Origin of the sequence: Labrys neptuniae (assembly GCF_040797145.1) — a bacterium.
In the GTDB taxonomy this organism is placed as follows: Bacteria; Pseudomonadota; Alphaproteobacteria; order Rhizobiales; family Labraceae; genus Labrys; species Labrys neptuniae.
The window spans coordinates 277,411-290,237 of the sequence record NZ_JBFNQD010000001.1 but is presented as its reverse complement, the minus strand read 5'-3'; the positions used below and the strand labels follow the sequence as shown (position 1 = coordinate 290,237).

Below are 12,827 nucleotides of genomic sequence, written 5' to 3'. Positions count from 1 at the left end.
CTTCCGGCGAGGCGCGATGAGTGACTTTCCAAGTTCGAACTCTCCGGAATCGGCGGCGAATGGATAGGCCGGCATGGTCGCGCAGCCACAAGGGCCGCGCAACTATGCTTGCATCGGGCCAGCAGAAGGTTTTCCTGGGACCGCAGACGTCCTCGCCTGCTCTTTGCGCCACAGCGCTCGCAGGATGGGAAGATGCAGGCGAGGACGCCTGCGATCCCAGGACGCCTCGCCTCTCTCAGAACAGCTTTTCAGCCTGGGCCTGCGCCTCGTCCAGCGCCGCCTTGGGATCGGCATTGCCGACCAGCACACCGTTGACGGCTGAGCCAATCAGGTCCTGCAATTCCGGATATTGCGGAATGCGCGGCCTGAAATCGACATTGCCATGCTCGAAGGAGGTCGCCAGCACGGGGAGGAACGGGAACTTCGCCAGGAGATCCTTGTCCGTCATCTCGCTCTTGCGCAGATAGCTGCCGGCACCGCGCAGATTGAACTCCTTGTGCACCGCCGGACTGGTGATCCATTTGATGAAGGCCCAGGCCGCCTCCTGCTTGCGCTTGTCGATATCGGCGTTGATGCCGAGCCCCCAGCCGCCGATGCCATATTCCGGTTGCTTGCCGGCGCGGGCCGGGGTCAGCATGATGCCGACCTTGCCGACGACCTTGGAAATTTCCGGATTGTCGTAGCCGGCGGCGCCGATCGACCAGGTCTGCATGTTGGCGGCCATGCCCTGGCGAAAGCTCTCCTCGCGCGCGCCCCAGTCATAGTCGGCCGCACCGGGAGGAGCTGCCTTGTCGAACAGCTTTTTGTAGTCGACCACGCTCTGGACGTTCGCCGCCGAATTGAGCGTCGGCTTGCCGTCGGAACCAAGGATCGAACCGCCGAGCTGGAAATTATATTGCATCCAGTCCTGCGCCACGGCCGGCCCCTTCTGGCCATTGGCCACGAAACCATAGGTCTTCTTGGCCGGGTCGGTCAGCTTGATGGCATCGGCGATGTAGTCTTCCATGGTCGCGGGCGGCTTCAGGCCGGCGGCCTCGTAGAGGTCCTTGCGATAAGCCAGCACATTGGCATAGCCCGCGAAGGGAAAGGCGACCTGCTTGCCCTTGTAGCCGCCCAGTCCCTGCATCAGGCTGGGATAGATGTCGTCCACCTTGATCTCGGCGGCATCGCGCTTGATCCAGTCGGTCAGGTCGACGGTGTAGCCGGCTTCCGCGAACTGCCCCGACCAGACGATATCGGTGGTGGCGATGTCGTAGCCCTTGGTATGGCCGACATAGTCGGCCGTGATCTTGGTCAAGAGTTCGGGATAGCTCAGGATCTCGACATTGACCTTGGCGCCGGTCGCCTTCTCGAAATCCGGCGCCATCGCGGCCAAGATCACCGCGAACTGGTCGTTCTGCGATGCCAGGCTGAGCGTGACGCCGTCGAAACGCTCCTGGGCCTGCGCCGCTCCCGCAAACACCAGGAATCCTGCCAGCATGAGTGAGCGGCATTTTGCCGTCATGTTCATCGTGGGTCCCCTCCGTTACACCCTCGCAACCGGGAGGCTATCATTGCATTTTTTACGCGCAATCAGAATGTGAGAAATTCGAGCACACTCAAACATTTTTTTGCAACTTAACAAAAGGCAAGCCCTGCATCCTCGCAATATCGAACAAATTATTACATAATTTTGTTTGGTTTGTTGCGGGTGGCCCTTTTCTGCCCCGCACGGACGGAGTAGTTTCACCACTGTGGCCGGAAGGAACGAAGAGCTTCGCCGCGCCAGCAAACCAGGACCGGATGGGGAGGGTTCGATGTCGGCACCACGAGAAGCGGGCAGCAAGGGCGATGCGCTCGCGCGCTCCATCGGCTGGTCACAGCAATGGAGTGCCGAATTTCCCTATATGCTCGCCAACCACCTGCCGATGATCCTGGTCGCCATGCAGCGCATGGGCGCTGACGACCGGAGGCTGGAAGAGTTCTGCGAAATCTACCGTGTCCAGAACGGCCTCGTTCCCGTGCCGGAGCCCAAGGGGGCGATCAGCCGCGAGAACTGGCGCGACTTTCTCGGTGACCGCGAACGGGAAGGCGATTACCGCACCTTCTTCCAGGCGGAAGTCGGGCGGCTCGGCGCCACGCCGACCGCCAGGCTCTATCTGCCGCTCCTGTTCGACGGCTTTGCCGCCAGCGCCATGCATGCCTTCATGCGCATGGCCTATGCGACCTGGACGGACAATGACGAGGAAACCGCCATTGCGCTCGCCTATTGGGCGGCGACCTATCTCGATCTTGGTACCGGCCAAGGCGCGGCAGCTTCGACAGACGATCCGCTCGGCGTGCTGGCCTATATGTATGGGCCTGCCTCCTTCCGCCATATCGTCACCGAATGCGACCTGCTCTGGCACAATATGCGCGCGGTCGCGGCCAAGCCGGAATTCGCGCCCATCCACGACATGCTGGCCATCGGCCCCGATACCATGGACCGTTTCGCCCGGCTGTCACTGGCGCTCTTTGCCGCGACGGGAGACTTTTCTCTCCTGCATGCCCTCACCGGCACCCATTGGCTGCGCATGATGGCGCCGCGTTCGCCCGATCGGGCCGTGCCGATGCGGCGCTTCTGGCAGGCCATCGCCTCGCTCATTCCCAAGATCGGCTTTCCCGACATTCCGGCGGCCGAGCAGGTGGAAGAATGGCGTCGACAGAAAGTGCCGGATTGGCCGGAGATCTTTGCCGAGGCCGTCAGGCATGACGACGAGCACGATCTCAGCCTCACCTTCTCGGCCTCCGAGGAATTCAAGCTTTATCGCGATCCGCTCTACAACTACGTTGCCGCCAAACGTCTCGGACTCATCTGATGCTGCTTGCCAATGCCACCCTGCCCGACGGACGCCGGGCGGATGTCCATATCGTCGACGGCCTGATTGCCTCGATCACCGCGCCCGGGCTTCCGCCCGCCGATCTGGATCGGCGCGATCTTGCCGGCGCCCTGCTGCTTCCGGCCTTCATCGACGGCCATATCCACCTCGACAAGACCCATATGGGCGCACCGCTGGTGCCGCATGTGCCGGGGGAAAGCGTGCGCGAGCGCATCGCCGCCGAGCGTGTCGCCCGCCATGCCGTGCCCCTGCCCGTCGAGGCCCGCGCCACCAATCTCCTGCGCCGCCTCGTCGCCAACGGTACCACTCGGGTGCGCAGCCATGTCGATATCGACAATGACGTGAAGCTCGCCAATCTGGAGGCCCTGCTCGCCGTTCGGGAACGCTGGAGGCCTTGGGCCGACATCGAGATCGTCGCCTTTCCCCAGAGCGGTGTCGTGAGCGAGCCCGGCGCAGCCGAGCTGCTCGATGCTGCCCTCGCCGCCGGTGCGGACCTGATCGGTGGGCTCGATCCCGAGGGCTTCGACCATGACATCCCGGGCCAGCTCGACATCGTCTTCGCCCTCGCCGAAAAACACGGCAAGGGTATCGACATCCACCTGCACGATGGCGGCGAAACCGGCGGCGCCGAGTTGCGCGACATCGCCAGCCGCGCCGAAGCCCTCGGCCTGCAGGGGCGCGTTGTGGTGAGCCACGCTTTTTCCCTTGGCGACCAGTCTCCCGAGAGCTTCGCCAGCACGGCAGACGCCCTGGCCCGAGCCGGCGTGGCGATCATGACATCGAGCCCGGCCGCCGTGCCGGTGCCGCCGGTAAAGGCGCTGCGCCGCCATGGTGTCACCCTCTTCGCCGCGTCCGACAATATTCGCGACTGCTGGTCGCCCTTCGGCAATGGCGACATGCTCGATCGTGCCGCCATCGTCGCTTCCAGGCAGGAATTCTATGCCAATGACGATTTGCGCCTGGCACTCGATCTTGCCACCGTCGAACCAGCCAGGGCGCTCGGCATCACTGGCTATGGCCTGGTGCCCGGCGCGCCGGCCGATCTCGTCGTCATCGACACGCCGAGTGTCGAGGAAGCCGTGATCAATCGCCCGCCCCGCAAGCTCGTGCTGCGAGGCGGCGTGGTGGCTGCCGAAAATGGCGTCGTCGCCGAGGCACTGCCCGCTTGAGTTCGCATCGGGCCGCCTTCTTTCCGTCCAGGGAATCGGGCCAGAGTGACAAGAGCCGGCTTGCCGGCGCCTGATGGAACCTGGACGATACCGTCAATGGAATCAGCGCTGAACCTGCCCGCCGACTGGCGCCGCGATCTGGCAGGCTATGGTTGGAAGGCCCAGTCGATCGGAGCCTCCGGTGCAGGCGTCTTTCGCCTCGAAGCGCCGGACAGACCGGATCTGTTCGTCAAGACCGAGGAACTGTCACCGCTCGCTGAATTGCCGGATGAAGGACCGCGCCTGGACTGGCTGGGCGCCCGCGGCATCCCATGCCCGAAACGCCTGGCGGAGACCCGGCATGACGGCCGACACTGGCTGCTAATGAGTGCCATTTCAGGCACGATCCTGTCGTCTCAGGCCGGTCTTGCCCCGGAACGGGTGGTCGACATCGCCGCCGACGCCCTGCGGCATCTGCATGCTATCGACAGGACCGGTTGTCCGTTCGACCACCGCGCCGACAGCCGCATCGCCTTGGCCGAAGCCCGGCTCAAGGCTGGCCTCGTCGACGAGGAGGATTTCGATGAGGAGCGCGCCGGCCAGACCGCAGCCGATGTCTTCGCCGAACTGTCGCCCCTGCGACCGCGCCAGGAAGACCTTGTCGTCACGCATGGCGATGCGACGCTGGAGAACCTGCTGGCGGACAAGGACGTCTTTTCCGGCTTCATCGATTGTGCCCGGGCTGGGCTCGCCGATCGCCACCAGGACCTGGCGCTCGCGACGCGCAGCATCGGCGATCACTTCGGGTCAACCCAGGTCGAGCGTTTTCTCGCCCGCTACGGCATCGTGCCGGATCCGGAGCGCATGGCCTTCTATCTTCTGCTGGACGAGTTCTTCTGAACCGCGGCGATGTGCGCAGAGGTGCCGCCGCCTCATTTCCTCGATTGCGGATAGATCGTCTCGCCGCGTTTGAGCATGGCGACGAAGGCCTCGATCTTCTTCTTCCGCCCTGCCTCGGTCTTGGTGTTGTGCATGCGAAAGGCCAATGCGAAGCGGTTCTGTGCGCTGAGCATTGCCAGCATCTGCAGCGCTTCCGGCTCGGCCTCGATCGCAGCCTGGAGATCGTCCGGAATCTTCAGGTCCTTGCCGCTCTCATAGGCCCGATCCCAGCGGCCGTCCGCCTTGGCCGCCTCCACCTGCTTCAACCCGTGTTCGGTCATGCGCCCTTCGGCGACCAGCCGGGCAACATTGTCGACATTGATCCGGCTCCAGATACTCTTGCGCCCGCGCGGCGTGTAGCGTTGCAGGAAGCTGCGCTCATCGAAGCTCTTGCGCACCGCATCGATCCAGCCCCAGCATAGCACGACGTCGATCGCCTGCTTGGGCGTGATCGAGGCGAGGCCCGAACCCGCCTTGTGGATCTTGATCCAGACTTCGCTTTGGCTGTCGTGATGGTCGCGGAGCCAGGTGTAGAAGCTCTCGGCATCGGCGAATTCACGGACCTTGGCGGGATCGACAATGACGGGCGGCATCAGGGTTCCTTGGGTTAATGCAGCAGCGGCTTGGGTTCGCTCAGGGGCCAGCGCTTGATGATCCGGTATTCCGTCTTGCCCAACCTGCTGTGAACCAGGCAAAAACCTTCGATCTGAAGGGGGATTGGGTCGATCCGCTGTTCCGATATTGGCCTCTCGCCATAGGACAAGGTCAGATGGGGCGTGAAATCCGGTAAGGCACGTATACCGAACTTGGTCATGGCTGCGCCTAATGTCTCATGGAGCTCTAACAGGCCCGCGCCCTCGCCGAGTAGGACAAGGGGGTAGCGTAGCGCCCTGCCCGGCTTCGGGAACGCACCAAAACTCTTGATGGCATGCAGTGTTATCTCGAAAGCAGGCAATTGCACGAGATCGCCGGCCAGTTCCGCCGCATAGGTACGCGGTGACTTGAGGCGCTTGAAGTCGCCGACATGGTGGAGTGAGACGTGGAAGCGGTCCGGCCGCAACATGCTGCCGCCGAGAGGGTTCGCCTTGAGAAAATCCTGTCTGAACCGTTCGATCCGAAGCGCATCCTCCACGCCGGGAAACACCGCGAAGAACAGTCTTTCGCTTCGTAAAGGCCCGCGCGGAAGCTCGCCATAGAAGTCAAACGCCAACTGCATGATGACCTCGCGTTCTCGACCGGCACTACCCGTAACTAGAACAAAAAGAGAACTATGGTCAACCGCATTGTATTCGGTCGTCAGGCGGCTAATGGCCGCCACCCTGGCGCTAGGCGGCCAGTTTCCTCACCGCGGCGGCATTTTCTCGAATTTCGGCAAATCTGGATCGAGGTGGTCCCAGGCATAACCCCCGCTGGCATAGGTCACCGCCTGTGGCTTGTAGCGGCCCGGCTCGTCGAGGCTCGTGGCACGGACGGCGAAAAATTGCGGCATGGACGAGAAGGTCAGATAGACCGGCGATCCGCAGGTGGGACAGAAATAGCGGGTCTTCCTGACGCCGCTGTCGGCGACCATCTCCCAGGGCCGCCCTTCCCCCGTAAGAGCCACATTCTGCCGCGGGAAGGTCAGGTGGGACTGATGCCCCGTGCCACTTTCGCGCTGGCAGTCGCGGCACTGGCAATCATTGCTGAACACCGGCTCGGCAGTGATCTCGTAGCGGATCGCACCGCAGGCGCATCCGCCGGTATAGGCCTTGCTCATCTCGTCCTCCTCGCCTCAGTCCTTGCTGCCGGCCACGACGTTGCCGAGGTTGCGCAGGACCTTCTTCCAACCCTCGCCCATATTCCTGAAAGCCGTCTCGTTCCTGGGCATCACGAAGCCGGCATGGACGAGGCGAACCCGCGTCCCGCCTTTGGCGGCCTCCAGCGTCCAGGTCACCACCGTATCGAGACGCGATCCATAGCCCGCATTGCTCTCGTCGCCGCCCTGCCAGGCATAGGCGAGACGCTCGTTTGGCTTCACGTCCAGCACCCTGCAATGGATGACGCCGTCCCAGGCGCCGGCGGGCGTGGTGCGAAAGGTGAAACGCTGTCCTTCCACCGCAGCGAAATCGGCAGGCGCCATCATCCAGCGGGCGATGAGATCGCCCGAGGTCAGCGCTTTCCAGATGATCTCCGGAGCATGCGGGAAGATCTCGTCGACCACGATTGCCTGCGTATCCGGCTTCAAGGCTGAATCATTCACGGATCGATCTCCTTCAAGAGGGTTCTGAGATTGGCGAAGCGCTGGCGCCAGAACAGGCTGTAATGGCTCATCCAGTCGGCCAGCGGCTCGAGGCCGCCGGGTTCGGCCCGGTAATAGACCTTCCGCCCCTCCGGACGTTCGGCGACGAGCCCCGCCTGTTTCAACGCCTTGAGATGCTGAGAAACCGCGCCCTGCGTGACGCCGCTTCCCTGCGTCAGTTCGGCAACGGTGATCTCGTCGCATCCGACGATCCGCTCGAACACGGCGCGCCTCGTGGGGTCCGCGAGGGCGCGCATGACGGTGTCGATGGCGATTGTCTCTGTCATGAAAACCCATTAGCAAATGCTAATTGATTAGTCAACACTAATGTTTATGAACTTATAAGAAAGGGGCATAGCGGCATCGTGGGATGCGGCCTGCCCCTTCAACGGCCCGGAGCGTCGCCCCACATACAGGCAACATCGAGAAGGCAGGCGCTCGTCGCGTTCCCGCCCAAAGTCTGGGGCGAAACCCAGTCAGCCCGCTTGCGCCAGAGCTACGGCATCCGCCCCGGCGGGGAAACGGAGCCGGCCGGAGGTGTCGTGGACAGCGGCCCACACAGCCTGCGCAACGTCACTCTCCCGCGTGGTCATGGCCGGCTTCGCGAAGGCCTCGAGAATTGGCCGCGCAAACTCGGCATAGTCCCCGGGGAGCAAATCTTCGACCGGCACGATGGCATTGGTGCCGAACCGGGTGGTCGGAGCATAGCCGGGCTCGACGAGCTTGACCTGCACCCCGAAATGACCGAGCTCATGAGCGAGCGAGCCCGAGAACCCTTCGACTGCCTGCTTGGACGCGGTGTAGGCGGCAGCGAGCGGAAACTCGCCGAGCGTTACGCTCGATGTCACGTTGACGATGGTACCCGCACGACGTGCACGCATTTGCGGGATGAGTGCCCGGCACATGGCCATGACACCGATCGTGTTGGTCTCGATGAGCTGGCGGATCAGCGACATCGGCATGGCTTCGAACGCGCCCACACCGCCCACGCCGGCATTGTTCACGAGTACATCGATCGGGCCCGCAGCGTCCACCAGCGCAGCGATGCTCCGTTCATCGGTGACATCCAGCGGCAATACGCGCAGCCGCTCGGATTGACCGCCAAGAAGGGTCGGGTCGGGGCGTCTCATCGCAGCGATGACGTGCCAGCCATTCTGCAGGAAATGCTCGGCAGTCGCTTTGCCGTAGCCCGAGGAGGTGCCGGTGATGAGGATCGTCTTGTCCATAGTGCCTATCTCCTTGCATTTGACGCCCCAAGATAGACAAGCCGATTTAGACGATATATAATTCAATATCCAAAAATATTTATCAATCGTCCAGAATGGATCCGCTCAGCGACATCATAGGCCTGCTCCGGCCGACTGCCGCCATCTCCAAGCCGATCACTGCGCGCGGCCGCTGGGGCGTGAGCTATCGGGCTCATGACGCGCCCGGGTTCACAATCCTATTGGAAGGGCAGGCCTGGTTGAGATTCGATGGCGAAGAGCCGCTCCGGCTTGCACAGGGCGATTTCGTACTCCTTCCGACGACGCCTGCATTCTCCTTGTCCAGCGAACCGGATATCGACTGCATTCCGGTGGAGCCGCGAAACGAAGCGATCCGGCATGGCGAACCGGAAGGCGCACCCGACCTTGTTGCCCTGGGCGGCACCTTCGCATTCGAGCGCGTGAATGCACCGCTCCTGCTGGCATTGTTGCCCGGCCTCATTCACATCCCGGCTTCGGAGGGACGGACGACACGGCTCGGCCGTCTCATCGACCTGCTCGCCGAGGAATGTGCGACCGATTATCCGGGCAAGGAGCTGATTGTCCGTCGCATGCTCGAAGCGCTGCTGGTCGAGGCCCTTCGCTGGCGCAGCATCGGCAATCGGGCGATGCCTCCAGGTCTCCTCAGCGGCATGCGGGACCCAGCTCTCGCCCGAGTGCTGCAAGCGATCCATGCCGACGTTCGTGCGGGGTGGACCGTTGCCGATCTCGCAAGGATGGCCGGCATGTCACGGTCGGGTTTCGCCGCACGGTTCGGGGAGGTCTTGGGATGTGCGCCAATCGAATATTTGGCACGTTGGCGCATGGCGATCGCAAAGGATGCGCTCATGCGTGGTGTAAAATCCCTGGATCGGATCGCCGATGAAATTGGCTATGAATCCGCCAGCGCCTTCAGCACCGCTTTTCGCAAACGTCTCGGTTGCCCGCCGGGTAAGTTTGCGCGTGAAGTCGCCTGACTGAACGACACCGGTTTCAAAACGGTCCGCCCCTTCCGCTCGCAGGACAGGGACAGGTCCGTGAGCAGTGAAGTCTTCACGGTGTTTAGCGTGTGACGACCTCGTCAATGACCGCGATCGCGTCGACTTCTATGAGGTACCCCGGAGACATGATCGCGACCCCGACAACCACATTCGCCGGTTTGTGATTTCCGAACAACGAAATCTGCGCTTGTTCGATGATCGGGATGTGTTCGTCGCGGTTATAATCGACAATGTAGATGGTGATCTTGCAGACGTGCCCGGGCCGTGCCCCGGCGGCACGGAGTGCCCGGCCGAGATTGGCGAAGGCCAGGCGCGCCTGCGCCGCAAAATCGCCATGCCCGACGAGCTTGCCGTGGATATCCTCGGGCTGCTGGCCTGAGATGAAGACCAGCCTGGATCCTGTCGCAACGACAACCTGGGTGTACATCTCGGGAACCGGCAGATCATCCGGGTTGATGAGTTCGAGCGCCATTGGACAATCTCCTGCTTGGCTCGACTGAAATCGACAGTGGTGATCGCCGCGCCGCCGGCGCATGAGCCGATGGCAAAGCGTCGCCGAAATCGGGTCTGATGTCGAACGCCTTGCGCAAACCTCGCCGGTGATCCGCCATGCGTCAGTCGCGCGATAGGGACAGACCGGCGAGAAGCGAAGAATACGCAGCAAGCCTGCTGGAGACGAACTCCGTGAAGAGCCGCACGCGCTTGGTCTTGCGCGTCTCCCCCTGTGTGAGAAGCCAGAGCGTTCCGTACATGTGCAAGTCGGTACCCGGCACCCTCACCAGCATTGGGTCTGCATCTCCGACGAAGCACGGCAGCGTCGTCATCCCGAGCCCCTGCCGCACCGCGGCGATCTGCGCCCCGGCATCCGTGACCCTGAACGGAACCTCGGCGGCGCGCACCTCCCCCTCGCGGACCCAGTCCGGGATGCCATGCATGCTGATGACGATCCAGCGGATGGGATCAGGCACGCCCGCACGCCACGCTGCTAGTCGATCGCGGGACATGTAGATGGCTCCGAAGACATCCGACCCCTTCAGGCCGTGAAGATTGAGCGGCAGGGTTTTGCGGTCATAGACGACGCGAATCGCGAGGTCGGCCTCTCGGTTGGTCAGATTTGCCAGCTCGCCGGACGACAAGATTTCCATCTCGATGTCCGGATACAGGCACGCGAAATCCGAGAAATCCGGCATGAGCAGGTGTGTCGCGAGCGTCGGCGCCAACGTCACCCGCAGAAGCCCGCGCACGCTTTGGTCGCGGCCAAAGACGCGCGTCTCCAACTGGTGCGACGACGATTCCATCTGACCAGCGAGTTCGAGGACCTCCTCCCCCGCAACCGTCAGGCGGTAGCCCGAAGGCAGCTTCTCGAACATCTGCGCCCCGAGCCGTTCCTCCAGTTGGGCGACGCGTCGCAGCACGGTCGAGTGGTTCACCCCAAGGCGCTCGGCGGCAGCCCGCACCGAGCCTCTGCGCGCAACGGCAAGAAAATAGCGAATGTCGTCCCAGTCGATCATGGTGCAATCCAGCACCACCGGGGTGCGCCTTCCAAAGCCGTGCCTAACACATCAAACATCAATATGGGCGGTCTTCATAGCCCGTACCACCGGACGTAGCTCAACTCAGACCGGCAGATAGTGATCGTCGCAGCCGGTGTCAGCTGTCCAGCCGGATCGTTTTTGCACCATCGATGTGCACGCTTCCGCACTCAACGCTCAGCTCCAACGGACCCATGTTGAGGTTCTCAGGGGCCCCCATACGACCAAAGACGGAGCCAGAAAAGGAGAAGTCATGGGAAAGCTGGACGGTAAGATTGCAGTCATCACGGGTGGATCGAGCGGCATGGCGTTGGCGAGCGCAAGGCGCTTCGTCGAAGAAGGCGCGTATGTCTTCATCACGGGCCGGAGGCAGGAAGCACTCGACGAGGCCGTCAGGCTGATTGGCCGGAACGTAACGGGCGTGCGCGGCGACGCTGCCGATCTCGACGATCTCGACCGCCTGTTCGACACAGTCAGGCGGGAAAAGGGCAGGATCGACGTCCTGTACGCAAGCGCTGGTACAGGCGAAGCCGTTCCGCTGGGCGAGATCACCGAGCAGCATTTCGATGCCGCCTTCGGCCTGAATACGCGCGGTACGCTGTTTACGGTCCAGAAGGCACTGCCGCTGTTCAACGATGGCGGGTCGATCTTCATGACCGGGTCAGTCGCCTCGGTGAAAGGTTTTCCCGGCTACGGCGTGTATGCGGCGAGCAAGGCGGCGTTGCGTTCCTTCGCACGTACCTGGCTCAACGAACTGAAGGGCAGGAATATCCGGGTGAACGTGCTGAGCCCGGGGCCGATCGCCACGCCGATGCAGGACCAAGTTCTGACCGAAGAAGCAAAGCAGATGTTCGAAACCCTGATCCCGCGGGGAAAGATGGGGCGTCCCGAGGAAATTGCGGCGGTCGCGGTGTTTCTTGCTTCTGACGATTCCAGCTTCGTGAATGGGGTGGAGCTGTCCGTCGACGGCGGATTCTCGGCCGTCTGACAGCGCGCCGGATCGCGGGAAGCGACTGACTGGCGGAATGCCCGCGCAAAGGTCGCCACGCAGCGAGACGGATAGCCCGGCGCCACCGAAGGCCGGGAATCAACATCAACACGGATCGGAGAAGCGTTATGAGCTATGCGATTGTAGGATTCGGTGCGGTAGGCCAGGCCCTCGCCCGCGCCTTCGCCCGTAGAAACATCGACGTGATCGTCGCGAGCCGCCGGCCGCCCGAAGCGGTGGCGCCACAGGCTCGGGCGATTGGACCCACGGTCGTCGCCAAGTCGTTGTGGAAGGCACTCGAGGCCGACACGATCATCTTGGCGGTCCCGTTCGGGGAGCATCGCGAGGTTGCGAAGGCATTGCCGAATTGGAAAGGCAAGACGATCGTCGACGCAATGAACGCGTTGGTTCCCCTCGAGGAGCTGGACGGTCTCCCGTCCTCCGCCTTCGTGGCGAAGGCGTTCGCCGACGCCAAGCTCGTGAAGGGTTTCAATCACCTGGTTGCGGCCACCCTGGCTGCCGATCCGGTCGTCGAGGGCGGGCACCGGGTCGTCTTTCTGTCGAGCGACGATGAGGACGCGACCGCTTCTGTGGCAGCCTTGGCCAGACAACTCGGGTTCGCACCCGTCAAGCTGGGAAAGCTCGACGAGGGCGGCGCGCTGGTGCATGCACGCGACCGCGTTTGGGGCCGGCTCATCTTCCAGGATTTGTTCAAGAAGGAGCCGTAGTCGAAGGCGTGCGGCCGCTGTTCGAAGAGTGGGACACGCCCGGCGGAACGGCAGATCTACGGGGCGCCATCTAGCTATCCCCGGCCATCCGCTACTATGCCGCCGTTTCCC

General features: G+C 62.8%; 15 protein-coding genes. 6 read left to right on the top strand and 9 right to left on the bottom strand.

The window, feature by feature from the left end:
* Positions 1-235: 235 nt before the first annotated feature.
* Positions 236-1,510, bottom strand: a complete 1,275-nt coding sequence (locus ABXS05_RS01305; protein WP_311938274.1) for an ABC transporter substrate-binding protein — start codon at positions 1,508-1,510, stop codon at positions 236-238.
* 286 nt (positions 1,511-1,796) lie between these two features.
* On the opposite strand from ABXS05_RS01305, the gene ABXS05_RS01300 reads away from it, so the two are divergent.
* From ABXS05_RS01300 to ABXS05_RS01290, 3 genes are all read left to right on the top strand, one after another.
* Positions 1,797-2,837 (top strand): questin oxidase family protein, encoded by a 1,041-nt coding sequence (locus tag ABXS05_RS01300; RefSeq protein ID WP_367622641.1) that lies wholly within the window; start codon positions 1,797-1,799, stop codon positions 2,835-2,837.
* Positions 2,837-4,027 (top strand): amidohydrolase, encoded by a 1,191-nt coding sequence (locus ABXS05_RS01295; protein ID WP_367622640.1) that lies wholly within the window; start codon positions 2,837-2,839, stop codon positions 4,025-4,027. Before ABXS05_RS01300 ends, ABXS05_RS01295 begins: the two co-directional genes overlap by 1 nt.
* Positions 4,028-4,123: 96 nt before the next feature.
* Positions 4,124-4,906, top strand: coding sequence for an APH(3') family aminoglycoside O-phosphotransferase (locus tag ABXS05_RS01290; RefSeq protein ID WP_367622639.1), 783 nt, complete (start codon positions 4,124-4,126; stop codon positions 4,904-4,906).
* 32 nt (positions 4,907-4,938) lie between these two features.
* Here the strand turns inward: ABXS05_RS01290 and ABXS05_RS01285 are convergent, their stop codons facing one another.
* From ABXS05_RS01285 to ABXS05_RS01260, 6 genes are all read right to left on the bottom strand, one after another.
* Complete coding sequence (locus ABXS05_RS01285; protein ID WP_311938270.1) at positions 4,939-5,538, bottom strand: YdeI/OmpD-associated family protein; 600 nt, start codon at positions 5,536-5,538, stop codon at positions 4,939-4,941.
* Between the two features lie 14 nt (positions 5,539-5,552).
* The gene (locus tag ABXS05_RS01280; protein ID WP_367622638.1) at positions 5,553-6,161 is read right to left on the bottom strand and encodes a 2'-5' RNA ligase family protein; all 609 of its coding nucleotides are present in this window, start codon (positions 6,159-6,161) and stop codon (positions 5,553-5,555) included.
* A gap of 126 nt (positions 6,162-6,287) precedes the next feature.
* On the bottom strand, positions 6,288-6,701 hold the full coding sequence (locus tag ABXS05_RS01275) for a GFA family protein (RefSeq protein WP_149255091.1): 414 nt from the start codon (positions 6,699-6,701) through the stop codon (positions 6,288-6,290).
* Positions 6,702-6,716: 15 nt separating this feature from the next.
* Positions 6,717-7,184: an SRPBCC family protein gene (locus ABXS05_RS01270; RefSeq protein ID WP_367622637.1), complete on the bottom strand. Its 468-nt coding sequence runs from the start codon at positions 7,182-7,184 to the stop codon at positions 6,717-6,719.
* Positions 7,181-7,510 (bottom strand): ArsR/SmtB family transcription factor, encoded by a 330-nt coding sequence (locus tag ABXS05_RS01265; RefSeq protein ID WP_367622636.1) that lies wholly within the window; start codon positions 7,508-7,510, stop codon positions 7,181-7,183. The genes ABXS05_RS01270 and ABXS05_RS01265 overlap by 4 nt, the downstream gene beginning before the upstream one ends.
* A 189-nt stretch (positions 7,511-7,699) precedes the next feature.
* On the bottom strand, positions 7,700-8,449 hold the full coding sequence (locus ABXS05_RS01260; protein WP_367622635.1) for an SDR family oxidoreductase: 750 nt from the start codon (positions 8,447-8,449) through the stop codon (positions 7,700-7,702).
* 95 nt (positions 8,450-8,544) lie between these two features.
* On the opposite strand from ABXS05_RS01260, the gene ABXS05_RS01255 reads away from it, so the two are divergent.
* The gene (locus tag ABXS05_RS01255) at positions 8,545-9,444 is read left to right on the top strand and encodes an AraC family transcriptional regulator (RefSeq protein ID WP_367622634.1); all 900 of its coding nucleotides are present in this window, start codon (positions 8,545-8,547) and stop codon (positions 9,442-9,444) included.
* Between the two features lie 85 nt (positions 9,445-9,529).
* Here the strand turns inward: ABXS05_RS01255 and ABXS05_RS01250 are convergent, their stop codons facing one another.
* Entirely contained in the window at positions 9,530-9,940 is a 411-nt protein-coding gene (locus ABXS05_RS01250; protein WP_367622633.1) for a RidA family protein, read from the bottom strand.
* Between the two features lie 142 nt (positions 9,941-10,082).
* Positions 10,083-10,979 carry a LysR family transcriptional regulator gene (locus tag ABXS05_RS01245; RefSeq protein ID WP_367622632.1) on the bottom strand — a complete coding sequence of 299 codons (897 nt, stop codon included), beginning with the start codon at positions 10,977-10,979 and terminating at the stop codon, positions 10,083-10,085.
* A gap of 274 nt (positions 10,980-11,253) precedes the next feature.
* Here ABXS05_RS01245 and ABXS05_RS01240 point away from each other — a divergent pair, with 274 nt between their 5' ends.
* Together ABXS05_RS01240 and ABXS05_RS01235 are read left to right on the top strand one after the other, a co-directional pair.
* Entirely contained in the window at positions 11,254-11,988 is a 735-nt protein-coding gene (locus ABXS05_RS01240) for an SDR family NAD(P)-dependent oxidoreductase (protein ID WP_311938256.1), read from the top strand.
* 128 nt (positions 11,989-12,116) lie between these two features.
* Positions 12,117-12,716, top strand: coding sequence for an NADPH-dependent F420 reductase (locus ABXS05_RS01235; RefSeq protein WP_367622631.1), 600 nt, complete (start codon positions 12,117-12,119; stop codon positions 12,714-12,716).
* Positions 12,717-12,827 lie beyond the last annotated feature (111 nt).